General features: G+C 63.9%; 13 protein-coding genes. 1 reads left to right on the top strand and 12 read right to left on the bottom strand.

Annotated features, from left to right (window positions below):
* Positions 1-486: 486 nt before the first annotated feature.
* On the top strand, positions 487-1,191 hold the full coding sequence (locus ACA027_RS03250; protein ID WP_370680969.1) for a riboflavin synthase subunit alpha: 705 nt from the start codon (positions 487-489) through the stop codon (positions 1,189-1,191).
* 852 nt (positions 1,192-2,043) lie between these two features.
* On the opposite strand, the gene ACA027_RS03245 is transcribed toward ACA027_RS03250, so the two are convergent.
* The 12 genes from ACA027_RS03245 to urtC form a co-directional block, all read right to left on the bottom strand.
* Positions 2,044-4,560 carry a copper-translocating P-type ATPase gene (locus tag ACA027_RS03245; protein WP_370680968.1) on the bottom strand — a complete coding sequence of 839 codons (2,517 nt, stop codon included), beginning with the start codon at positions 4,558-4,560 and terminating at the stop codon, positions 2,044-2,046.
* Between the two features lie 90 nt (positions 4,561-4,650).
* Positions 4,651-13,254 (bottom strand): putative Ig domain-containing protein, encoded by an 8,604-nt coding sequence (locus tag ACA027_RS03240; protein WP_370680967.1) that lies wholly within the window; start codon positions 13,252-13,254, stop codon positions 4,651-4,653.
* 162 nt (positions 13,255-13,416) lie between these two features.
* On the bottom strand, positions 13,417-13,974 hold the full coding sequence (locus tag ACA027_RS03235; RefSeq protein ID WP_370680966.1) for an ANTAR domain-containing response regulator: 558 nt from the start codon (positions 13,972-13,974) through the stop codon (positions 13,417-13,419).
* A gap of 67 nt (positions 13,975-14,041) precedes the next feature.
* A complete protein-coding gene (locus tag ACA027_RS03230) occupies positions 14,042-15,214 on the bottom strand; it encodes a transporter substrate-binding domain-containing protein (protein WP_370680964.1) in 1,173 nt (390 codons plus the stop codon).
* 44 nt (positions 15,215-15,258) lie between these two features.
* Positions 15,259-17,313: a nitric oxide reductase activation protein NorD gene (locus ACA027_RS03225; RefSeq protein WP_370680963.1), complete on the bottom strand. Its 2,055-nt coding sequence runs from the start codon at positions 17,311-17,313 to the stop codon at positions 15,259-15,261.
* Positions 17,300-18,130 carry a CbbQ/NirQ/NorQ/GpvN family protein gene (locus ACA027_RS03220; RefSeq protein ID WP_370680962.1) on the bottom strand — a complete coding sequence of 277 codons (831 nt, stop codon included), beginning with the start codon at positions 18,128-18,130 and terminating at the stop codon, positions 17,300-17,302. Before ACA027_RS03220 ends, ACA027_RS03225 begins: the two co-directional genes overlap by 14 nt.
* Positions 18,123-19,133 (bottom strand): alpha/beta fold hydrolase, encoded by a 1,011-nt coding sequence (locus ACA027_RS03215; RefSeq protein WP_370680961.1) that lies wholly within the window; start codon positions 19,131-19,133, stop codon positions 18,123-18,125. The genes ACA027_RS03220 and ACA027_RS03215 overlap by 8 nt, the downstream gene beginning before the upstream one ends.
* Positions 19,134-19,154: 21 nt before the next feature.
* Positions 19,155-20,468, bottom strand: a complete 1,314-nt coding sequence (locus ACA027_RS03210) for a cytosine permease (RefSeq protein ID WP_370680960.1) — start codon at positions 20,466-20,468, stop codon at positions 19,155-19,157.
* A gap of 71 nt (positions 20,469-20,539) precedes the next feature.
* Positions 20,540-21,577 carry an aliphatic amidase gene (locus ACA027_RS03205; protein ID WP_370680959.1) on the bottom strand — a complete coding sequence of 346 codons (1,038 nt, stop codon included), beginning with the start codon at positions 21,575-21,577 and terminating at the stop codon, positions 20,540-20,542.
* A 31-nt stretch (positions 21,578-21,608) separates the two neighbouring features.
* Entirely contained in the window at positions 21,609-22,304 is a 696-nt protein-coding gene (gene urtE / locus ACA027_RS03200; RefSeq protein WP_370680958.1) for an urea ABC transporter ATP-binding subunit UrtE, read from the bottom strand.
* A gap of 262 nt (positions 22,305-22,566) precedes the next feature.
* Positions 22,567-23,394 (bottom strand): urea ABC transporter ATP-binding protein UrtD, encoded by an 828-nt coding sequence (gene urtD / locus ACA027_RS03195; protein ID WP_370680957.1) that lies wholly within the window; start codon positions 23,392-23,394, stop codon positions 22,567-22,569.
* Positions 23,391-24,467 carry an urea ABC transporter permease subunit UrtC gene (urtC, locus tag ACA027_RS03190; RefSeq protein ID WP_370680956.1) on the bottom strand — a complete coding sequence of 359 codons (1,077 nt, stop codon included), beginning with the start codon at positions 24,465-24,467 and terminating at the stop codon, positions 23,391-23,393. Before urtC ends, urtD begins: the two co-directional genes overlap by 4 nt.
* Between the last annotated feature and the right edge of the window lie 3 nt (positions 24,468-24,470).

Below are 24,470 nucleotides of genomic sequence, written 5' to 3'. Positions count from 1 at the left end.
CAGGTGTTCGGTTCCCGTCTTCCCCTTTTGCCCATGGCTCGGCGCGCAGAGCCCAGGGTGGGCAGCTGTGCCGAAGGACACAGCTGCTTCGTGAACCGACTCGCCGCGGTTGTTCGAGTGAAGCGGCCATGCCGCGCAACGAGTTCTGCGGCGCCGCCCTGGGATCGAGCACCGAGCTTGCCCGAAGCGAAGCGCAGGGACATGGGCAGTAGGGGCGGTTTCTTTTGCTTCCGTTTTCTTGAGCGCTCAAGAAAATGAAGTCGCCTGCCGGGGCGAGACCCGGCCTCGGAATGTCATGCTCGCGCAGCAGCACAATTCATCGTAAAGCTTCATCTGAGGCATATCGCTAATCAGGCAAAAGTCAGAAACCCCTGTGTGGCTGCGGTAGCCAAGCCGCCACTTCAATCCTGGCCTGTACCCCGGGCACAATCGGCACTCCAGGGCGGTGCACCGCACGGTCCAGCCCCCACATCCAAGGAGCCACTTTTGTTCACCGGCATCATCCAGGCCGTGGCAAGCATTGCCGCGCTGCGCGACCAGGACGGTCTGCGCACCTTCACCATGGAATTTCCCGCAGGCTTTTGCGACGAGCTGGCCATTGGCGCCAGCGTCTCGCATGACGGCGTGTGCCTGACGGTGACCGAGATCCTCTCGCCCACCCAGGCCAGTTTTGATGTGATGCTGCAAAGCCTCAACATCACCACTCTGGGCAGTTACAAGGCCGGTGGCCGCATCAATGTGGAGCGGGCCGCCAAGGATGGCGCCGAGATTGGCGGCCATCCACTGTCGGGCCATGTGGACTTCACCGCGCCGGTGCTCGACATCATGGCCACGGAGACCAACTACAAGATCCGCTTTGGCATTCCCGAGGGCTTCAGGCATTACGTGTTTGCCAAGGGCTATATCGCCATCAACGGCGCCAGCCTCACGGTGTCGGAAGTGGACCGCCAGGCCGGCTGGTTCGAGGTCTGGCTCATCCCCGAAACCCGGCGCATGACGGTGTTCGAGGACAAGCAGGTGGGCGATCTGGTGAACATCGAGATCGAACGCAGCACCCAGGTGGTGGTGGACACGGTGCGCGAGACCGTGCAAGCCAGCCTCGGCCGCTTGCAGCCCGTGCTGGAGGCCTTGCTCAGGGAGAAGGGCCTGAGCCTGGATGATTTTGTGGATGTGCCACAGTTGCCGCACTGAGAAAAAAGTAGCTGCAACCGCTTGATGGGCATGGATCTCAGAGAGATTTCTCCTAATGCGGTACTTGTCTCAGATGTCGTTATGAGCTTGTGTTCCGAAGCCGGGAATTCGCCCCGGCAGGCGACCGACCTTCTTGCTCGCACAAGAAGGTAGGCGAAGTTCACGCTTGCGTGGGGCGAAACTTATATGGCGTAGCCATGTAAGTGGAGACCAATGCGCCCCTCTATCCCCGACCCCGACGCTATCGCGGCGGGGCAACCTGCATCACCCAACACACAGGGCCTGCCGCAAAACTCGCTTTGCGCTTTCAGCGCGCCGCTCAAACAGCTGCGGCAAGCTCGATAACAAAGCATGGCTGTCCTTCGGCAGCCATGCGCCCCTGTGTGCTGTGCGCCGCAGGCGTGTATAGAAGGGGAACAACCGCAGCGCGAGCAGCGTGACGAAGCGATAGGTGCTGATAGCTTGGAGATAAGGCTTGCCAACGGCACAGCCTGCGCAGGGCAGGTATTCGGTTCCCGCCTTCCCCCTTCTGCCCATGGCTCGGCGCGCAGAGCCCGGGGCGGGCAGCTGTGCCGCAGGACACAGCTGCTTCGTCATCTGACTCGCCGCGGTTGTTCGAGTGAAGCGGCCATGCCGCGCAACGAGTTCTGCGGCGCCGCCCTGGGATCGAGCACCGAGCTTGCCCGAAGCGCAGCGCAGGGACATGGGCAGCAGGGGGCGTGTTCTTTTGGGTACTTTGCTTGCACGAGCAAGAAAAGTACCTCGCCTGCCGGGGCGAGACCCGGCCCCGGGATCAAAACGCTGAGCGACAGTGCAATTCGACGTGAAAGTTGGTCTGAGGCAGGTCGCTCATCAGGAGTCCTTCCCAACCACCAGCGGTGGCACAAAACGCTTGAGTCTCAGCGCGTTCGACAGCACAAACACGCTGGACAGCGCCATGGCCCCGGCTGCGAACACCGGCGACAGCAACATGCCATTGACGGGATAAAGCAGGCCTGCAGCCACGGGGATCAGCGCCACGTTGTAGGCAAAGGCCCAGAACAGGTTCTGCCCGATATTGGCCATGGTGGCCTTGGACAGGGCGATGGCATTGGGCACGCCACCCAGGTCACCCGACATCAACACCACGTCGGCGGCCTCGATGGCGATATCCGTGCCCGTGCCAATGGCCATGCCCACATCGGCCTCGGCCAGGGCCGGGGCGTCGTTGATGCCATCGCCCACATAGGCCAGCACGCCGTATTGCGCCTTCAGGCGTTTGACCGCATCCACCTTGCCGCCGGGCAGCACCTCGGCCACCACCTCATCAATGCCCAGCTGACGCGCAATGGCCTGTGCCGTGTGCTGGTTGTCGCCGGTGATCATGGCCACTTTCAGGCCCAGGGCATGCAGGGCCTGGATGGCGGCCGGCGTGCTTTCCTTGATGGGGTCGGCCACGGCAATCATGGCGGCCAGGCGGCCATTCAGGGCGGCGTACAGCGGCGTCTTGCCTTCGTTGCCAAGGCGGGTGGCCTCGGCAGCCAGGCTGTCCACGGACAGGCCCAGCTCGCGCATAAAGCGGTCAGCGCCAATTTCCACCTTCACCCCATCGACCTCGGCACGCACGCCAAATCCGGTGACGGATTCAAACTGCCCCACCTGGCCCAAGGCCAGACCTTCTGCCTTGGCGGCATCCACAATGGCGCGGGCAATCGGGTGCTCGGACAGCGCCTCCACCGCCGCCACCAGGGTCAGCACGCGGGCACGCTCGCCCTCGAAGGCATCCGCCAGCACCAGGTCGGTAAGCTCGGGCCGGCCCAGGGTCAATGTGCCGGTCTTGTCCACGGCCACCACCTTGGCATCCTTGAGCTGTTGCAGCGCCTCGCCTTTGCGCAGCAGCACGCCCATTTGCGCGGCGCGGCCCGTGCCCACCATGATGGAGGTGGGCGTGGCCAGGCCCATGGCGCAGGGGCAGGCAATGATGAGCACGGCCACGGCATTCACCAGGGCAAAGCTTAAAGCGGGGTCCGGGCCAAAGAATAGCCAGATGCCGAAGGTGATCACCGCCACCGTCATCACGGCGGGCACAAACCACATGGTGATCTTGTCCACCAGGGCCTGGATGGGCAGCTTGCTGCCCTGTGCCTGCTCCACCATGCGGATGATCTGGGCCAACAGCGTGTCGCCGCCCACCTTGGTGGCGCGAAATGCCAATGCCCCGTTCTGGTTGACGGTACCGCCCACCAGCTCGGCGCCTTCGGCCTTTTCCACGGGCACGGGCTCGCCGCTGATCATGGACTCATCGACAAAGCTGCGGCCCTCGACCACCTCGCCGTCGACGGGAATGCGTTCACCAGGGCGCACCTCGATGATGTCGCCGGCGCGCACGGCGGCAATGTCCACCTCCTGCACCTCACCACCCCGGCGCACGCGCGCCGTCTTGGCCTGCAGCTGCACCAGGCGGCGAATCGCTTCCGAGGTGTTGCCCTTGGCCCGGGCTTCCATGAAGCGGCCCAGCAGAATCAGGGCCACGATGACGGCTGCGGCCTCGTAGTACACATTCACGGTGCCCGCGGGCAGCAGCTGGGGTGCAAAAGTGGCCACCAGCGAATAGGCAAAGGCCGCCGAAGTGCCCACGGCGACCAGAGAGTTCATATCGGGCGCACCACGCAGCAGGGCCGGAATGCCTTTTTGGAAAAAGCGCAGCCCAGGGCCAAACAGCACAATGGCGGCCAGCACACATTGCAGATACCAGCTGTTTTGCGTGCCTATGGTCTGGCCCACCCAGTGGTGGAAAGCCGGCACCATGTGGCCGCCCATTTCCAGCACAAATACCGGCAGGGCAAACACCGTGGCCACGATCAGCGCGCGCTGGAGCGCAACGCGCTCCTGGGCCTGGCGTTCGGCCATGGCGTCCTGCTCGGAGCCCTGGGCCTGTGCGGCCCCTGCATCCAGGGCGCGGGCCTCGTAGCCCGCCTTTTCCACGGCCTTCACCAGGTCCTGCACCTGGCTGGGACCACCCTGGCCTGCCAGGGTGACCAGGGCACGTTCGGTGGCCAGGTTGACGCTGGCCGCCTGCACGCCCGCCACCTTCTTCAAGGCACGCTCCACCCGGCCCACGCAGGAGGCGCAGGTCATGCCCTGCACCACCAGTTCCACCTGGGTCTGCGGCACTTCGTAGCCCGCCTTTTCAATGGCGGCGATGGCAGCGGGAATGTCGGGTGCTCCCTCGAAGCGGATGCTGGCCTTTTCAGTGGCCAGATTGACCTGGGCGTCCTGCACGCCGGGCAGCTTTTTCAAGGCGCGCTCCACACGTCCCACGCAGGAAGCGCAGGTCATGCCTTGCACGGAAAGATCCACGGCAGCAGTTAATGGCGTTGATGCACTCATTGCGGTTTCCTCATCACGAATGCGTGCACTGTAAAGATTGCCATGGTGTCAGAGTCAAGCGCGGGATTCAGAGTCATGGCAGCCCATGGGCTAAAACGGTACGCGCAGGCCCAGCGACATGGAGCGGCTCTGGCTGCCCGAGGCAAAGCCGAGGTTCAGCTCCAGCGAAAACTCCACACCGCGCCGGGTCTGCAAGCGGGCGCCCAGCCCCAGGCTCCAGTTGCCGGTGCTGAAGCTGAAAGGGCTGATCGCGTAAGCCGGCCCCAGATACGCCAGGTCTGTATAGGCCAGACCGGCCTCGCCGTTGCGCTGCATATTGCGTGCGTATTCCAGCCGGATGCGGGGCATGAGGCTGCCCCAGCGCAGCGCATAAAGGCCTTCGGCGCGCAGGCCCAGCACGGCATTGCGGACGCTGGATTGCTGGGCGTAATAGGTCAGCGCGGCAAGCCCGGCTGCGGACTCGCTGTAGGTGTCGAGTGTGAGTTGCACCACTTCCAGGCGCGCATAGGGCGACCACATCCAGCCCGGCTGGCGAAACTCCATGCCCGCAATCAGGCTGCCCAGCATGAAGTTGCCGCTGCGCGTGCCCTGGGCCGTGCCACCACCATCGGTGATGTAGCGGCTGGAGTCAAAATGCAAGCGGCCATGGCCCAGCAGGCCATCCACAAAAACCTTCCCCCCCGGGCGCAGGCTGGTGTAGAGCAACACCGTCAGCTGGTTGTCTGCCGTGCTCTGGCTGCCGTTCTCTCCCACATAGCTGCTGTCCCTGCCCAGCCCCAGCCCCAGCCCCAAGGTCCACAGATCGCTGACCCGATAGTCAGCCCCTGCGCTGATGCCGCTGGTGGTGAAGCGGTACTTGGTGTCCACATTGCGCACATATTCACGGCCGTACTTCACGGTGCCGCCAACCCAGAACGCCAGCGCCTGCTTTCCCACACCCCCGGCGCCATCGCTGCTTGGCAGATCCGGCAGGTTGGAGGTGGCAACGCCTATCCTGGCGCTGGTCCTGCGCATGCCTGCCAACGGCGAGCGGCCCAGCACGCGGTCTTCCTGGCCCAGCTCAGGCTGGCGCCCTGTATCCAGCGTCAGGCCCATGTCCGAGCGCCCCCAGCCATCGGCATGCAGGCTTTCCAGCCGCCGGGAGAAGTTGGCGATCTGGACCGAGGCAAAGCGGTGTGCGCTGCTGATCTGGGCCGCCACCATGCCGGCCACTTCCGCATCCTTGCTGGGGTCGGTGCGCGCGGTGACCTGGATATGAATCTCCCCGGGCGCCGAGGTGCCTGCCGTATTGCTCAGGCTATAGCTGATCAAGGCGCTGCCGCTGAAGGCGGCCCCAGCGGTGAAGGACACCAGATAGACAGGCCCATCACCAGCCACCACAGATGCCGCGCTGCGGAGGCTGGCCTTGCCGGCGTCCGCGGGGGTCAGAGAAATCAGGTCTGCACCGGTCAAGGGCTTGCCTGTGGCGGACGCACTCACATCAAGTTCCACGCTGCCATTGGCGGCAATCCTGGCACTCAGCGTGGGGGCTATGGGTACAGCCTGACTCACCCGCAGGCTGTAGCTCAGTGTGCGACTGGCGCCCTGTGCATCCGTCACCACGATGGTGAAAGCAAAGCTGCCCAAAGCCTGGGACTGGGGCGTTCCCGTAATCTGACCGCTTGCGGACAGCGTCAACCCTGGGGGCAAGACCCCGCTGCCCACTGCAAAAACATAGGGTGCCGTTCCGCCACTGATCGCCAGGCTGTGGTTATAGCTGGCGCCAGCGACCGCATCGGGAAGGCGGCCCTCCGTGGCGCTGAGAGGCAGCGGGCTCACTTGCACCGCGACCGTAACGGCGCTCAAGGCACCGCTGTCATCGGTCACGGTATAGCTGAACGTATCCACCCCCGAGTAGCCCGTGTTGGGGGTGTAGTTGAGGCTGGCGCCACTGGCTGAGGCTATGCCATGCACCGCCTGGACTGTCACGACCACACTGGCCACCGAGCCCAGAACACCCAGCTGCACCGGGTTGGCGCGGCTGTTTGCCGCCACCGCCATGCTCGCATTCCGGGTGACGGAAGCCGGCATGGCCACAATCTGCAGCGTATAGCTTTGCGGCCCTGTGGCCTGATAGACATCCGTGACCAAAACCGTGAAGCTGAAGGAGCCTGCGGCCGTGGGCGTACCCGCCAGCAGCCCGGTGACGCTGTTGAGCGACAGTCCTTCAGGCAGAGCACCTGTGCTGATGGTGTAGGCATAAGGCGCCGAGCCCAGACTGGCCGTCAGTACCTGGCTATAGACCGTCCCCACTATGCCGGCCGGCAGACTGTTGGGCGTGATGGTCAATGTGGCGTCCGTGATGGTGACCGTCACCGTGGCCACCCCTGATGTACCGCTGGCATTGGTGGCGGTATAGGTGAAGGTGTCCATGCCCGAATAGCCTGTCGTGGGCGTATAGCTCACCACGGCGCCACTGGCCGTGGCCATGCCGTGCACCGCCTGGCTCACCACGGCCACGCTGCTGGCTACCGCCCTGGTGATATTCAATGCAATGGTGTTGGCATTGCTGTTGGCCACCACCGTGGCCGAGACATCGTTGGCCACGGGTGCCGGCAAGCTGCTGGTCAGCGTATAGGCCTGGCTGCCTATCGCGCCCAAGCTGTCGGCAACTTGCAAGGTGAAGCTGAAAGTGCCATTGACCGTGGGCGTTCCGCTGAGGCTGCCGTCGCTGCCCAGGACCAGGCCGCCAGGCAGTGCCCCCCCGATGATGGTGTAGGTATAAGGCGCCGTGCCCTGGCTGGCCGTCAAGCCCTGGCTGTAGGGACGGCCCTCGGTCGCTGCAGCCAGCGTGCTGGGCGCAATGGCCAAAGTGGACGCCGTGACTTGTATGGTGACTTTGGCAGCGGCCGAGGTGCCGCCCGCATTGGAGGCGGTATAGCTGAAGTCATCCGGGCCCGAATAGCCCGCCGTCGGCGTGTAGCTGATGCTGGTGCCGCTGACCAAAGCCACGCCATGGGTGGCCTGGGCGAACAGCGCCACACTGGTCGACGCACCTCCGGTGAGGTCCAAGCTCACCGGGTTGGCCGTGCTGTTGGCCGCCACCGTCATGCTGGATGGGTTGGCCACGGGGACCGGGGTGCCCGTGACCTGCAGCGTATAGCTTTGTGAGCCTGTCGCTCCATAGTGGTCGGTGATCCCCACCGTGAAGCTGAAGCTGCCCAGGGTCGAGGGCGTGCCGGTGATCTGCCCGGTGGCCGTATCCAGCGACAAGCCTGCAGGCAAGGCCCCCGTGGTGATGGCATAGGTGTAAGGCGCTGTGCCCTGGCTGGCTGTCAAGGTCTGGCTATAGGCCACGCCTGCTGTTGCCGCAGGCAAGCTGCCTTGTCCCATGGTCAGTGTGGGGGCGGTGATGGTGATGTCCACCGTGGCTGCGCTGGATGTACCACTGGCATTGGTGGCGGTATAGGTAAAGCTGTCGCCGCCCGAGTAGCCCGCGGCGGGCGTGTAGCTGATGCTGTTGCCGCTGGCCGTGGCCGTGCCATGCTGGGCCTGGCTGGCCACCGCAACGCTGTTGACTGTGCCGACCGTATTCAGCGTGATGGCGTTGCTGCTGCTGTTGGCAGCCACCGTGGCCGATGCATTGTTTGCCACAGGCAGCGCCACCGCAATGGCCAGCTTGTACACCTGGGTGCCCGTGGCGTTATGGCTGTCGGTGGCCTGCGCCGTGAAGCTGAAGGAGCCGTCCTCCTTGGGCGTGCCGCTGATGCTGCCGTCACTGCCCAGGCTCAAACCATTAGGCAAACTGCCTGAAACCAGGGTGTAGCGATAGGGCGCCGTGCCCATGCTGGCTGCCAGATTTTGGTTGTAGGCAGTGTCCACCATGCCTTGCGGCAAAGCGCTGGGCGCCATGCTCAAACTGGGCTCGGTGACCGTCACCGTCACCGTGGCGGCACCGGAGCTGCCACTGGCGTTGCTGGCCGTGTAGGTAAAGCTATCCGTCCCTGAGTAGCCTGCCGCAGGGGCATAGCTGATGCTGGTGCCGCTGGCCATGGCCGTGCCATACCCCGCCTGGCTGGCCACGGCCACGCTGCTGGCGGCAGCTCTGGTGATGTTCAACGAAATGTCGTTGGCACCGCTGTTGGCCGCCACCGTGGCCGATACCGCGTTGGCCACGGGCACCGGCTGCGCACTGGACAGCGCATAGATCTGAGAGCCTAAGGCCCCATTGCTGTCCTTGACCTGCACCGTGAAGCTGAAGGAGCCGCTGACCGTGGCCGTGCCCGTGATCTGCCCCGTGCTGGGGTTCAGCGACAAGCCCGCCGGCAGGGCGCCATCGATGACGGTATAGCTGTAAGGCGCTGCGCCCTGGCTGGCCGTCAAGGCCTGGTTGTAGGCCAGCCCCACGGTGGCGGCGGTCAGGCTGCTGGGTGAGATGGTCAGCGTGGGTGCACTGACCGTCACCGTCACCGTGGCGGGGCTGGAGGTTCCGCTGGCATTGGTGGCGGTATAGGTAAAGCTATCGCTGCCCGAAAAGCCCGCGGCCGGCGTGTAGCTGATGCTGGTGCCGCTGGCCGTAGCCGTGCCGTGCGTGGCCTGGCTGGCCACTGCCACGCTGGAGGCCTGCCCTCCGGTAATGTTCAGCGTCACCGAGGTGGCACCGCTGTTGGCAGCCACCGAGGCCAAGGCATTGTTGGCAACGGGCGGCTGCACGGCAATCGCCAGCGTATAAGACTGTGCACCTGTTGCGCCATAGCTGTCGGAGACCTGCACGGTAAAGCTGAAAGAGCCATTGGCCGTCGGCGTGCCACTGAGGCTGCCGGTGCTGCTCAGGCTCAAGCCTGCAGGCAAGCTGCCCGTGCCGATGCTGTAGCCATAGGGGGCCGTGCCCAGGCTGGCCGTCAGGCTTTGGCTATAGGCCGTGTTCGCCACACCCGATGGCAAGCTGCCCGGCGCAATCGCCAATGTGGACGTGGTGACAGTGACTGTCACCGTCGCCGCGCTGGAGCTGCCACTGGCATTGCTGGCCGTGTAGGTGAAGGAGTCCTGCCCCGAAAAACCCGCTGTGGGCGTATAGCTGATGCCGGTGCCGGTACCGCTGACCGTGGCCACGCCATGCGCGGCCTGGCTGGCCACTGCCACACTGCTGGCCGTGGCCCTGGTGATGTTGAGGGCGATGACGTTGTTGCTGCTGTTGGCGGCCACGGTGGCCGACACGTCATTGGCCACGGGCGCCGGCACGGTGATGGACAGCGTATAGGCCTGAGACCCTGTGGCCGCATAACTGTCCGTGGCCTTTACCGTGAAGCTGAAAGTACCGCTGCTGGAAGGCGTACCTGAAATCTGCCCGCTCGCCGGATCGATCGACAAGCCTGTGGGCAATCCGCCTCCCGAGTCAAGCACATAGCTGTAAGGCGCCGTGCCCAGGCTGGCACTCACCGTCTGGCTATAGGCCGTACCGACCACCCCGGCCATCAAGCTGCTGGGGGCCAGGGTCAGTGTCGGCGCCGTCACGGTGACCGTCACCGTGGCAGGGCTGGAAGTGCCACTGGTATTGGTGGCCGTATAGGTGAAGCTATCACTGCCCGAGTAGCCCGCGATGGGGGTGTAGCTGATGCTGTTGCCACTGGCCGTGGCCGTGGCCGTGCCATGCAAGGCCTGGCTGTTCACGGCCACGCTGTTGGCGCCCGTCGTGCTCAGCATGATGACGTTGTCACTGCTGTTGGCCGCCACGGTGGCGGTCACAGCGTTGGCGACAGGCATTTGCGCGGCAATGGCCAAGGTGTAGGTCTGCGTACCCGTCGCACCATAGCTGTCCGTCACCTGCACCGTCACACTGAAGGAGCCCCCTGTCGAGGGCGTACCACTGAGGCTGCCGGCGCTGCTCAGGCTCAGCCCGCTGGGCAGGCTCCCTGCGCTGAGGGCACAGCTGTAAGGGGCCGTGCCCAGGCTGGCAGTCAGGTTCTGGCTGTAGGCCGTGCCCACCACGCCTGAAGGCAAGCTGCCGGGCGCAATCGCCAACACAGGCTCGCTGACCGTGATCGTCACCGTCGCAGGGCTGGACGTGCCACTGGCATTGGTGGCTGTGTAGGTAAAGCTGTCCCCCCCCGAGTAGCCTGCCGCAGGCGTGTAGCTGATGCTGGTGCCGCTGGCCGTGGCCGTGCCATGCGTGGCCTGGCTGACCACGGCCACGCTGCTGGCCGTGGCCCTGGTGATGTTGAGCGTGATCGCATTGGCGCTGCTGTTGGCCGCCACCGTGGCCGACACGTCATTGGCCACGGGTGCAGCTACCGTGATGGTCAGCGTATAGATCTGGGAACCCTTGGCGCCGTTGCTGTCCGTGGCCTCGACTGTGAAGCTGAACGTACCGCTGACCGTGGGCGTGCCGCTGAGGCTGCCATCGCTGCCCAGAACCAGCCCACTGGGCAGGTTCCCTGCGCTGATGGCGTAGGTATAAGGCGCCGCGCCCTGACTGGCCGCCAGCGTCTGGCTATAGGCCTGGCTCTGTGTGCCCGCGGGCAAGCTGCTGGAGACAAACGTCAATGTGGGGGCCGATACGGTCATCGTGACCGTGGAGGTATTGGAAGTACCGCCCGCGTTGGAGGCGGTATAGGTAAAGGAGTCCTGGCCCGAAAAGCCCGCTGTGGGCATGTAGCTGATGCTGGTACCACTGGCCGTGGCCGTGCCATGCGCCGCCTGCCCAGCCACGGCCACGCTGGTCGGCGTTCCTCCGGTGATAGCGAGCGTCACCGGGCTGGCACCGCTGTTGGCCGCAACCGTCATGCCCGATGCGCTGGTCACGGGAACCGGAATGGCCGAGATCTGCAGCGTATAGCTTTGCGAGCCTATCGCACCATAGCGGTCCGTGGCCTGGACCGTAAAACTGGCAGTGCCGCTGCTGGAAGGCGTGCCCGTGATCTGCCCGGTAGGCGCATCAAGTGACAAACCGGAAGGCAGTGTCCCAAGGCTGACGACATAGCTATAGGGTGCGGAGCCCAGGCTGGCTGACAGGCTTTGGCTGTAGGCCGTCGCCACCATGCCCGCAGGCAGACTGCTGGGAGCAAGGGTCAGCGTAGGGGCACTCACAGAGAGCGTCACCGTGGCCACGTTGGAAGTGCCACTGGAGTTGGCGGCCGTGTAGGTAAAGGAGTCCGGGCCCGAATAGCCCGCTGTAGGCATGTAGCTGATGCTGGCGCCACTGGCCGTGGCCATGCCATGCGTGGCCTGGCTGGCCACGGCCACGCTGCTGACTGGACCTGTCGTGCTCAGCATGATGGGGTTTGCACCGCTGTTGGCCGCCACCGTGGCCGACACATCGTTGGCCACGGGCAGTTGCACGGCAATGGACAGCGTATAGGACCGCACGCCTGTGGCGCCATAAAGGTCGGTGGCCTGCACCGTGAAGCTGAAGGAGCCGCTGGCCGTAGGCGTGCCGCTGATGCTGCCGGCACTGCTCAGGCTCAGCCCTGCGGGCAGGCTGTCGGAAATGACGGCATAACTGTAGGGAGCCGTGCCCAGGCTGGCCGTCAGATTCTGGCTGTAGGTCGTATTCACCATACCGGAGGGCAGGCTGCTGGGCGCAATACCCAAAGTCGGCTGGGTCACGGTCACCGTCACCGCAGCCGCACTCGAAGTGCCACTGGCGTTGGTGGCGGTATAGCTGAAGCTGTCGCCCCCCGAGTAGCCCGCCGTGGGCGTATAGGTGATGGTGGTACCACTGGCCGCGGCCGTGCCATGTGCGGCCTGCACCGCCACGGCCACGCTGCTGGCAGTGCCCCCCGTCATGTTCAGTGGGACCGGGTTGGCACTGCTGTTGGCGGCCACGCTCGTGCTTGTGGGGTTAGCGACCGGCAGTGGGATGGGGGCCAGCTGCAGCGTATAGCTTTGCACCCCCGTGGCGCCGTAGACATCGGTGGCCTGGATAGAGAAGCTGAAAGTCCCGCTGGCCGTGGGCGTTCCGCTCAGGCTACCGGCACTGCTCAGCGTCAATCCGCCAGGCAGGCTCCCCGTGCTGATGGCGTAGGTATAAGGCCCGGTGCCCAGGCTGGCCCCCAGGCTCTGGCTATAGGCCGTGCCCTGGGTGCCTGCGGCCAGGCTGCTGGGCGTCAGGGTCAAGGTGGGCCGAGTGACCGTGATCGTCGCTGTGGCGGCCGAGGAAGTGCCCCCCACATTGCTGGCGGTATAGGTGAACGAATCCGTGCCCGAGTAACCCGCCGTGGGCGTGTAGCTGATGGATGTGCCACTGGCCGTGGCCGTGCCATGTGCGGCCTGGCTGGCCACCGCCACACTGGTGACAGTGCCCGAGGTACTCAGCGTGACGGCATTGGCATTGCTGTTGGCCGCGACCGTGGAACTGACGGCATTGGCCGTGGGCGGCGGAGGCAAGGTGACCGTGACGTTGACTGCATGCTGGTTGGCATAGTTCACCCCCCCCGATGTGGTGTTGATGATGTAGGTGAAACTATCCGCCCCCGTATACCCTGCCGTGGGCGTATAGAAAACGCTGTAGCCCACGATAGACACCGTGCCATGGGCTGGTGCAGTCCAGACTGAAGCGCCTTTTTCCCCCCCGACCGGGGTGTAAATGGTGTTGTTGGTGCTGTTCGTGTAGACGGTGATGGAAACCGTGGAGCTGGCCGCAGCGGCCATGCCCGAAGAAAGCCCCATGACGATCCCCACCAGGAATGCGCCGACTTGATGAAAGTGCCGCAACATAGGCATGGGGGCCGGTCAGGCCAGAGCGCCAAAGGCGATCGATCATTTTATTTTTCGGAACGGCCGAAAAAGCCCATGCCAATACCAGCTTCGCATGTATCGCATGTATCAGATATATCGCTGGGCCGCTCCGCCTTTTTGAAAACAACAGGATGCAGACGCTCAGGCCTTGCCAAGGTTCAGGATGTCATTGGCATGGATGATGGCCGTGGCGATTTCATCCATGGACATGCGTTTGGCCATGGCCTGGGCCCGAATCAAGTCGTAGGCCGCGTCTTCTGCAATGCCTCGGGTCTGCATCAGCACTGCCTTGGCTTCCGCCAGGCGACGCTGCCCCAGCAGCTTGGATTCCAGCTTGCGGATCTGCTTGAGCTGGTTGCCCATTTCCCGCTGCACACCGCGCGCCACCACCAGGGTGGAGAGCACACCAAACGAGCGCACCGGTGATGGCATCACCGCATGGGCACCCAGGGCCAGCACGTTCTGGACGATGGTGGGGTTTTCGTAGTTCACGATGGCGATCACTGCAGCCCGGATGTCGGGCGTGCGCCATGTCATATCGCGGTGAATGATGTCAGGCCGCACGGCGATGAAGACCACATCCGTGATGCCGAGCAAGACTGGGGGCGGAGGCCAGAACGCCTGCGTCTGGCAGCCGATGCGCTGCAGCTGTTGGGTAAGGTGCAGGCCATCCGTATCGTCGGGATGCAAGACCGCCACGCGCAAGGTGCGCAGATCTCCCAGAAGACTTGAATCCGCCGCACGAGGTTTGTAACCACTGTCCACGTCAACCGCCTTCTGCGGGGGCTTTGATTTGATTGGGCAATTTTACGGTCCAGTCCCCCAGTGAATGTGTAACCAAATAGGGGTCGGGATGCACCGGCCTGGTGGCCTCGCGCATGATGGTGAATTGCCCCTGGTGGTCCACACGGCCCACGCGCGGATACAGACAGGTGTGGTGGTTGCTCGCATCAATGCGCACCTTGCCCTGGGGTGCCTGGAATTCGCTGCCCAGCAGATGGGGCATCAGCAGGTTGATCTCGTCACTGCCTGCCAAGCGAAATGCATTGGCAAAAAGGTGAATCTGAAAATACGCCGCCTCCCAGCAGAGATTGGGCATCACATGGTGCCCGAAGCGGCGCCGAAAGCGCTCCAGACAACGCTGGTTCACGTCCGAGCGTATGGACTGGAAATACGGCGCCGCCGTGAAATGGCCTGCCGCCGTCCCCGCCTGCATCTGCGAGATTTCGGCTTCCGATGTGGTGAGGCTGGCAATCGGCATGCGCTGCGGGTCACACCCTGCATCGGCATAGGCCTGGTAGAGGCTTGCGGTGGAATCCCCCACCACGGTGGAGAAGATGAAGTCTGGCTGCCTGGCTTTGATGTCTTCCAGAATGGGCTTGAAGTCTGCCTCCTTGGCATCGAGCTGCACATAGCGCTCGCCCAGCAGCTCGCTGTGGTGGCGTTGCTGCACCAGCTCTTTCATGATGCGGTTGGACTCCCAGGGGTAGATGTAGTCCGAGCCGATCAGATAGGCGCGCGCACCGAAATTGGCCGTCATGTACTCGGCCAGCTGCACGCTGTTCTGGTTGGGCGCAGCGCCGGTGTAGATCAGGTTGTTGGAGAACTCGAAACCCTCGTACAGCGTGGGGTAGAACATCAGCTTGTTCCAGCGCTCGATGATGGGGATCACGGCCTTGCGGCTGCTGGACATATAGCAACCGAAGATGGTGTTCACCCGGTCTTCCACAATCAGCTTCTCGGCCAGCGTGGCGTATTGGCGCGGATCGGATTGCGCGTCGTAGATCACGGGGATCACCTCACGCCCATCCACGCCACCGGCCTCATTCACTTCCTCGATTCCCAGCAGGCTGCCCTGCAGCTGCGACTGGCCGATGCGCGATGTCACCCCGGTCTGCGAAAACAGCACGCCGACTCTCAGCGGATCCTTGTTGGCCAAAACGTCTCCTCTTTCTATAGCACTTTACGCAGACCACGCCTGCCTCAGCGCGCCAGGCGGGCAATGAGCCCCAGCAAACGCTGGGGCAGCTCCAGCGGATTGCGGGCCACCCCATATCCCCCCCGTCCATAGATCTGCCGCATCTGCGCCGCATCCACCTGCCCAATGCCCAGGGCCACCACTGCAACGCCTGTGCGCTGTGCGGCGCGCACGGCAGCGCGCGCATCCTCCACCAGGTAGCGCGGGTCAAACACATCGATGTCTGCAGGTGCGCCATCGCTGAGTACCACCACCGCCCGCTGCGCAGCCGGCACGGTGGCGGCGATATGGGAGGCATGGCGCAAGGCCGCGCCCAGGCGGGTGGAATAGCCGGCCTGCAGCGCATGGATACAGCCCTCCCCTGTGCCATCCCATGGCTGGCCAAACTCCAGCAGGCGAAAGTACGATACCGCATGGCGCGTGTCCGAATGAAAGCCATGGATGGCCAGGCGCACGCTGCTGCGGTCCACGCGCTGCGCCAGCAAGGTCAATGCCTTTTTCTGCAAGCCCAGCAAGGTAAGCCCTGCATGGCCCTCCAACAGGTCATTGCAGGACTGCGACAAATCCACCAACACCAGCAGGTGCAGCAAGGGTGCAGCGCGGCCCACGCCGCGAAAGATATGCGCCGAAGGATCACGCCCCGCGCGCCGGTCCACGCTCCAGTCAATCGCGGCATCCAGGTCCAGCTCATCCCCTTGCAGCTGCCTGCGCAAACGCATATGCCTGTTGCTGCGGCGGGCCAGGCGCCAGTGCGGGCCAATGGCTGCTGCATCGGCAGGAGTCCGGCTGCGAGCGGCCAGCGGCGGCTGGCGCTCATACACCGTGCACCAGTCCGGACGCAGCCGCTCCAGGCGATAGTCCCATTCCGGATAGAAGAACGACACAGGGTCCATCGGTGTGGCGCCAGGCGCTGGCTGCACGTCACCGTTGTCGGGCCGCGCAGGCTGCGTCTCCTGTGGCCGCAGCACGCTTTGTGCCAGCAGCTCGGGCGCCGGGTCGCTGGTGTTCTCTCCCAGGTCCCATAAAAAGCTGTTGTCGTCACGGTAGGCCGCAGGCACATGAAAGCCCTGCAGATTCATGCGCAGCCGCATCTGCCCCAGGTCGTTGGCCAGAACGGATGCGGCTTCGCGCAGCGGCGCCGGCCGGAATAAATCGCCCCGCAGCTGCAGCTCCTGAAACAGGGTGCGCGCCTTGGCAATCCAGCCATGCTCGTCCACATACAAAGGGTTGGCCAGCGCACAGTGCAGCCGGGCCAGCAGCCCTTCGAAATCGCTGCGCTGCTGGAGCGATGCGGTCGGTACAAAGGCCTGCACAAACCAGCGCTGCACGCCTGGATAGGCCTGGGCCAACAACCATTCGACACGCGCATCCTCCAGCGCCCCCACTACGGCATGGCCCATGGGTTTCAAACCACGGCCGGATTGCTTGCGCGGCGAGTAGCGCCAATGCGCGGCCGCATGGGCCACGGCCGCGCGCAGCAGCGCCCAGTGATCGGCCCCGTCGCGTGCGGTATAGCTGTCTGGCAGAAACAGGCCATGCCCGGCATCCAGCACGGGCCGGTCGGGAGCGACATGCAGCAAGGGCTGCGCGCGCGGCTGCACGGCAATGGCTTCACCCGCCAGCAGATGCAGCAGCCAGGCCAGAGAGGGCATGGCCTGGGTCAGCGGCATGGCCGCGGCTTCGGCGTGCATGGACTGTATGGCGCTGTGGCTTTGCAGCCGAAAGTAGGCGCCCCGTATTTCCGCCGACCCGGCTTCGTGGCTGCGCAGCCCGGTGAGTATCCAGCGCCGCAGCCCTTGCACATCCAGCTGCTGCAGCAACATGCCCAGCTGCCCCGCCACAGCCAGGGCAGCGCTCGGGTGTGCAGCATGCAGCCCGTCCAGCAATTCCAGCAGCACCGGCCAGTCCTTGGCCGGCAGCAGCCGCTGCAGCAGGGGCAGTTGCCGCTCCATGGCCAGCGCCAGCAAGGCCTGGTCCCCGCTGCGCCAATGCGCGCTGACACGCCCCCACTCCCGCAAGACATCGGGCCGGGCCTGCGTGTGGGGTTCAGAAATGCGCATCGACAAGGCTTTTCAATGCCCACAGCAGGTCGGGCTCATCATTGAGAGGCCGCACCATGGCCAGATCGCAAGCGTCTGCGGGCTCCATGCCATGGCGGATCAAACGCCCTGCATGGATCAGCATGCGGGTGGACATGCCCTCTTCCAGCCCCCGCTCCACCAGGGCGCGCGACTGGCTGGCAATGGCAACCAGCTTGCCCGCCAGCGCAAGCGCAACCCCGGCTTCATGCGCCACGATCTGCACTTCCTGCTCGGAAGGCGGATAGGCAAAATCCATGGCCAGAAAACGCTGGCGGGTGGATTGCTTCAGGTCTTTGCTATGGCTTTGGTAGCCGGGGTTGTAAGACACCACCAGCTGAAAATCCGGATGCGCCTGCACCAGCTCGCCTTTTTTATCCAGCGGCAACTGGCGGCGGGCATCGGTGAGCGGGTGGATGACCACCGTCGTGTCCTGCCGCGCCTCCACCACTTCATCGAGGTAGCAGATCGCGCCGTAGCGCACGGCCTGTGTCAGCGGCCCGTCATGCCACTGGGTGCCATGGGCATCGAGCAGGTAACGCCCCACCAGATCGGCCGCCGTCATGTCTTCGTTGCAGGCCACCGTGACCAGCGGCCGCCCCAGCTTCCAGGCCATATGCTCGACCAGCCGCGTCTTGCCACAGCCCGTGGGGCCTTTGAGCATCAGCGGCAGGCGCAGCGCGTAGGCCGCCTCGAACATGGCGACCTCATGCTGCACCTCGTAGTAGTAAGGCGGCGTGGCCAGCCTGTAGGCGGCCAGGGGGTCCAGCACCGAGGCCCCGGCATGGGCTTCATTCATAGGCCAGCAACTCCTTGAGTTGGTCGTCGATGAACTGCGTGTCCACCGGGTTGGCGCCGCCCCCCGCGAAATGCCCCCAGACGCCCGGAATAGGCCTGCACACGGCATTGGGCATCTGCGCCACTTCCCAGGCGTTGTCTGCGGCGGGGAAGTACAGGTCCATCTCACCGGGCATGACCAGGGCCCGCGCCTTGATCGCGGCCAGCGCCTGCTTGAAGTTGCCCTGGAATACGGGGTTGTCGCTGATGTCACCGTGCTGCCAGGACCAGAGCATGGCCAGCAGGTTGTTGGCATCCTTGGGCAGAAAAAACCCTTCCCAATAGGCCACCAGAAAGTCCTCCAGCGAGCTGTAACCCAGGCTGCGCCACAGCTCCTGCATGTAAAACGGCTGCGACAGCCCCCAGCCCGCATACACGCGCCCCACGGCACGCAAGCCCGTGGTGGGTGGCTTGTCATACCAGCCGCCATGCCAGGCCGCATCGGAAGTCAGCGCGGCCTTCACGCCTTCCAGAAAGACGATGTTGTGGGGCGCAGTCTTGGCCGAGCCGCAAAACGGTGCGATGCGCTCCACCATCTCCGGGTAGAGGCAGCCCCACTGGTTGGTCTGCTGGGCCCCCATGGACCAGCCCACCACCAGCTTGATGCGTTCGATCCCCCACAACTCGGTCAGCAGCCGGTGCTGCAGCCGCACGTTGTCATACAGCGTGACCTGGGGAAAGCGGGCCCGGTCATAGGGTGCCGGCGTGTTGCTGGGCGAAGAGGACAGCCCGTTGCCCAGCATATTGGGCACGATGATGAAGTACTTGCTGGGGTCCAGCGCCATGCCTTCACCGATCAGCCACTCGTTGTCGACATGCTGGCCCGAGTACCAGGTGGGATAGACGATGACATTGTTTTTTTCGGCGTTGAGCCTGCCATAGGTTTGGTAGGCCAGCCTGGCATTGCGCAGCGTGGCGCCGCGCTGCAAGACCACATCGCCGAGCGCAAAGATTTGGTAGTCCATGGTGGTGAATCCAAAGGGAGTTCAACGATCGATGGAGGAAGTAGCCTTGCCCACCATAGGCGTGCCACGCAGGTGCAGCGCGAAGTAGCAGACCCCGGCTGCGATGAAAGCTGCCACAGCAGTGGACAGTTCTGGCGCCATGGTCTCGGTGGCATAGGCCACCAACGAACCGGCGCCCCAGGCGATGAAGGCGCGCGGTCGCCAATCCGCCGCAATCTGCGCCCCCGGCCGCACAAAGTACAGGTCCGCAATCAAGATGGCGCCTATGGGGGGCACCAAAATGCCAAGCAGCGAAAGCCAGGGGATGAACAGCGCCCACACATTGGCCGCAGCAACCACGATGCCAACCGCTGCCAGCACCACCGCAAACACGCGCATGCGCCCACAGCCTATGCGCGACCAGCCCACGGCTGCGTTGTAAAGGCAGTGCGCGCACACCGAGCCCAGATTGCACAGCAAAAAGACAAAGGCCAGCACCGAAAGCCATGTGGTGTTCTGCGCCAGCAGATAGCCGAACATATTGTCCAGACCAAAAGGCTGTGGTTGCGGCTGGGCAAGCGCGGCCGTCATCACGCCGCCCACCAACATGGCCACCAGATTGGCAAGAGGAAACGCACAGGCCGTGGCAATCAGCGAGCTGCGGCGGTTGGCGGCCCAGCGGTTGAAGTCAGCCGTCACCGTGCCGGCATCGATGAACAGCGCCACCACCATCGTCAGGCCCACGCCAAAAGACATGGACAGCGCCGCCTGCGTTCCGCCATAGGCCAGCACCTGCCCCCAGCCCGCCGCTGTGGCCGAGTGCCATGCCACCCACCCGCCCAGCACGACGAACAAGGGCACCGACACCATGCCTATCCAATGCAGACCACGAATGCCGACAAAGGTGATGCCCAGATAAAGCATGCCCGCCGCAACAGTCATGCTGAGGTAGTCGAGCTGAAAGGCCGTATGCATCAGATTGCCGGTGATGCCCGTCTGCACGGCATACCAGCCCAGCAGCAAGGTGGACAGCAGCCCGGAGGCCAGCACATAGCCCTTGCGGCCGAAAGTGGTGCTGGCCAGCAACGCAAAGTTGTGACCACGCGCCGTACCCAACACCCCCAGCGCGCCGACGTAGGCGAACATCAGCAGATTACCGATGACCATGGCCAGCAGCGCGGCCTTGAACCCCATGCCCGCCACGAGAATGGAGCCTGTCATGGCGCCGGTGATGATCATGGGAAAGCCGAGCCAGACCATGGACACCGAAAAGGTGCTGCGCCGCTGTGAGAGCGGCACCGGCTCATGCTCATACTCTTCACCGAGGATATTGTCGGCGGCCGGGGTCTGGCTCATGGCATGCCTCTTTTCGCATCAGGTGGAAAAAAGCCCGCACACAGCGGCGCGCGGGCCGGCGGACACAAGGCTCAGCGGTGCTTGGGCGCCTCGTGAGGGATACCAGGGATGGGGCATTCCGGCGTGCCCACCGTGCTGCGCGTGAAGGACTCCACCATCTCGCGCGTGCCCTCGGGGTCGTTGATCCACTTGGCGTAAAAGCCATAGGGGCAGCCCGCCACACCCTTGGCCTCTTCGCCGGAATTGATCTTGCCGGTGTAGCCGCGGTGCAGCAGCTTGAAGAGGTGGTTTTGCGACTGGCCGTTCTTGCGGGCATCGCGGATCAGGTGCTTGGAGAGCTCGGCGTACTGGATGCCCATGTCCTCCTCCCCGCATTCCCCCAGGGTGCGGCCATCGAAGCCGATGATGGCCGAGTGGCCGAAGTAGGAGTACACGCCATCGAAGCCCGCCGCATTGGCCACGGCCACGTAGACATTGTTCATGAAGGCCATGGCCTTGGAGACCAGGATTTGCTGCTCCTTGGCGGGGTACATATAGCCCTGGCAACGCACGATGAGCTCGGCGCCCTGCATGGCACAGTCACGCCAGATTTCGGGGTAGTTGCCGTCATCGCAGATGATGAGGCTGATCTTCAGGCCCTTGGGGCCTTCGCTCACATAGGTGCAGTCGCCGGGATACCAACCTTCTATGGGCACCCAGGGCATGATCTTGCGGTACTTCTGCACGATATCGCCCTGGTCGTTCATGAGGATCAGCGTGTTGTAGGGCGCCTTGTGGGGATGCTCCTCATGGCGCTCGCCGGTGAGCGAGAAAACGCCCCAGACCTTGGCCTTGCGGCAGGCCTCGGCAAAGATGGCCGTCTCGTCACCGGGGATGGTGGAGGCCGTCTCGTACATCTCCTTGGGGTCGTACATGATTCCATGGGTGGAATACTCGGGAAAGATCACCAGATCCATGCCGGGCAAGCCCTGCTTCATGCCCAACACCATGTCGGCAATCTTGTGTGCGTTCGCAAGCACCTCCGCCTTGGTATGCAGGCGCGGCATCTTGTAATTCACCACGGCCACGCCAACGGCATCGGCACTGCTTGAAATATCACCATGTCGCATCGTTGTCTCCACTTGGGTTGCTTGTTGACCGTCACACGGTCAGGAATGCGCTGACCTTGTCGCGGTCCAGGGTTGCGCGGTATTCCTCGTGGACGATCCGTCCACGGTCGATCACCAGAAAGCGGTCTGCCAGATCGAGTGCAAAGCTCAGCACCTGCTCGGAAACCAGCAAGGCGAAGCCGCGCTCACGCCGCAACAGATTCAAGATCCGTGCCATATCCTTGATGATGGAAGGCTGAATGCCCTCGGTAGGCTCATCCAGGATCAGCACCTGGGGGTTGCTGACCAGCGCCCGCGCAATCGCCAGCATCTGCTGCTGACCGCCCGAAAGATTGCCGCCCTTGCGGTGGCGCATCTCGGCCAGCACCGGAAAGGCCGCATGCACATAGCCAGGCACGGTCTTGGTGCGCGCGTGGTTGCGGTCCATGGCCACCAGCAGGTTTTCCTCCACCGTGAGCTGCGGAAAAATCATGCGCCCCTGCGGCACAAAGGCCATGCCGCAGCGCACACGCTGGTAGCTGGGCAGACCAGCCAACGACCTGCCATCCAAAGTGATGCTGCCCTGCTTGGCCGGCAGCATGCCGACAATGGCCTTGAGCAATGTGGTCTTGCCCATGCCATTGCGCCCCATCAGCGCCACGGCCTCACCCGCCTCCACTTGCAGCGACACCTGGTGCACCACATTGGATTCGCCATAGCCCACCTGCAATTGCTTTACCTCGAGCATGCTCTTCCGCCCTTCCAGTGCTTTATTTCATCCATACGATCAGCGTTCTTCTTGGCGAGTCCCCTCACCCCAGCCCTCTCCCCGAAGGGGCGAGGGAGCCAAGCCAGGGCCATGGCACACAAAACTGGCGCGGCCCATGCCAGGGCTGCCGCGCAAGGGCCGCCCCGCCGCGCTGACAGCGTCCCCCAGCCCGCGAGCGCAGCGAAGCGAGAGCGGGGGGAAGGCGCCGCAGGCGACTCAGGGGGGTGTTCCAAGGCCATTTCTAATGGCCCAGATACACATCAATCACACGCGGATCGGCCTGCACCTGGGCCGCCGTACCCTCGCTGAGCAAACGGCCCTGGTGCAGCACCGTGACCTTGTCCGCAATGCGCTTCACAAAGTCCATGTCGTGCTCGATCACGATCACCGACTTGCCGTCCGAGATGCGCTGCAGCAGCTCGGCCGTCAGCTCGCGCTCATGGGGGCTCATGCCAGCCACGGGCTCATCCAGCAGCAGCAGCTTGGGCTCCTGCGTCAGCAACATGCCGATCTCCAGCCACTGCTTTTGTCCATGGCTGAGCTGGCCGGCCTTGTGCTCCAGCATGTCTTGCAAAAACACCTGCTCCGCGGCCCAGGCAATGGCCTGCCTGACCTGGGCTCCACGCCGGAAGAACAGCGAGCTGAGCACCCCCTGGCCCTGTGGCAGGGAGATCTCCAGGTTCTCGGCCACCGTGAGGTCTTCGTACACCGAAGGGGTCTGGAACTTGCACCCAATGCCGAGCTTGACGATGCGGTCCTCGCTCAGCCGGGTCACATCCTGTCCCTGGAAAAGAATCTGCCCCGAGCTGGGCCGCGTCTTGCCGCAGATCATGTCCAGCAGCGTGGTCTTGCCAGCACCATTCGGGCCGATCACCACGCGCAGCTCGCGGGCCTCCACCGAAAGGCTCAAATGGTCTACGGCCTTGAAACCATCGAAAGACACGCTCAGGTCACGCACTTCCAGAATCAGGGGTGCCACGGCATCGCGGGCGCCCACCACGGCGCGGCGTGCATCGTCGATTTCGACAGGCCGCTCTGGGGCTGTCAGGACCATGGTGTGGGTATTCATGCGCGCACATCCTCCTGCACAGGGATGGAAGCGGCTCGCTTCCTTTTAAGGAGCAGCACACAGCGCTCCAGCAAGCCGAACAAGCCGTTTGGCAGCACCAGCACTGCGATCAGGAACAAGGCCCCCAAAAAGTACAGCCAGATCTCCGGGAAGGTCTCGGACAGATAGGAGCGCAGAAAGCCCACCAGCACGGCGCCGATCACCGCACCCACGACCGACATGCGCCCGCCGACGGCGGCAAAGATCACCATCTCCACCGATGCCACCACTCCCAGCACGGATGGCGCAATCATTCCCACCTGCAAGGTGTAGAACGCACCGCCCAGTGCGGAAAAAAATGCGGCCAGTGCAAATACGGACGCCTTGATATGCGCCGTGTTGTAGCCACTGAAGCGCACACGCCCCTCCTGGTTGCTGATGGCCACCAGCACCTTGCCCAACCGGCTGCGCGCCACAAAAAGGGCTATGCCCATCACGGCCTCCAGCACCAGCACCTCGATGCAGTAAAGCGTGCGCTGGGGTCCATCGCCCACAATAGGCATCTGCATCAATGTTCGAAAATCGGTGATGCCATTGGCCCCACCGGTGTCGCCCTGCTGCCCGACGATAAGCACCGTCAAGGTGAGCGCCAGCGCCAGCGTGACGATGGCAAAGTACACCCCGCTCACACGTTTTTTGAACACTGCATAGGAAAACAGATAGGCCAATGCCGCAGGCAACACGGCAATGCCCAGCAGCGTCCAGCCAAAATGCCGGAAGGGCTCCCACCACAGCGGCAGCTGTTCCACGCTGCTCCACACCATGAAGTCGGGCAACTCCGGCGCAGAGGCCTCCAGCTTCAGGCACATGGCCAGCATGTAGCCGCCGAGTCCGAAGAAAATGCCCTGCCCCAGGCTCAAAATGCCGCCATAGCCCCAGGTGAGCACAATGCCGATCGCCACAAAGGCAAAAGCCAGGTACTTGGCCATCAGATTCAGACGGAACGGGTCAAGCGCCCAGGGGGCGACGCCAAGCAGCAGCACCCACACCAGCAGGCCGCTGGCGACTTCCAGTTTGAGTTTTTGCGCCCCCATGGC

It is taken from the genome of Comamonas sp. GB3 AK4-5, assembly GCF_041320665.1.
Taxonomy (GTDB): Bacteria; Pseudomonadota; Gammaproteobacteria; order Burkholderiales; family Burkholderiaceae_C; genus Comamonas.
The sequence above is the reverse complement of the archived record's forward strand: the minus strand, read 5'-3'. Positions and strand labels throughout refer to the sequence as shown.

Bases quoted from the DNA above. Each gene is read 5' to 3' on its own strand.
- ACA027_RS03245 (WP_370680968.1), bottom strand. From the start codon at position 4,560: ATGAGTGCATCAACGCCATTAACTGCTGCCGTGGATCTTTCCGTGCAA.
- ACA027_RS03240 (WP_370680967.1), bottom strand. From the start codon at position 13,254: ATGTTGCGGCACTTTCATCAAGTCGGCGCATTCCTGGTGGGGATCGTC.
- ACA027_RS03225 (WP_370680963.1), bottom strand. From the start codon at position 17,313: ATGCGCATTTCTGAACCCCACACGCAGGCCCGGCCCGATGTCTTGCGG.
- ACA027_RS03220 (WP_370680962.1), bottom strand. From the start codon at position 18,130: ATGAATGAAGCCCATGCCGGGGCCTCGGTGCTGGACCCCCTGGCCGCC.
- ACA027_RS03215 (WP_370680961.1), bottom strand. From the start codon at position 19,133: ATGGACTACCAAATCTTTGCGCTCGGCGATGTGGTCTTGCAGCGCGGC.
- ACA027_RS03210 (WP_370680960.1), bottom strand. From the start codon at position 20,468: ATGAGCCAGACCCCGGCCGCCGACAATATCCTCGGTGAAGAGTATGAG.
- ACA027_RS03205 (WP_370680959.1), bottom strand. From the start codon at position 21,577: ATGCGACATGGTGATATTTCAAGCAGTGCCGATGCCGTTGGCGTGGCC.
- urtE (WP_370680958.1), bottom strand. From the start codon at position 22,304: ATGCTCGAGGTAAAGCAATTGCAGGTGGGCTATGGCGAATCCAATGTG.
- urtD (WP_370680957.1), bottom strand. From the start codon at position 23,394: ATGAATACCCACACCATGGTCCTGACAGCCCCAGAGCGGCCTGTCGAA.
- urtC (WP_370680956.1), bottom strand. From the start codon at position 24,467: ATGGGGGCGCAAAAACTCAAACTGGAAGTCGCCAGCGGCCTGCTGGTG.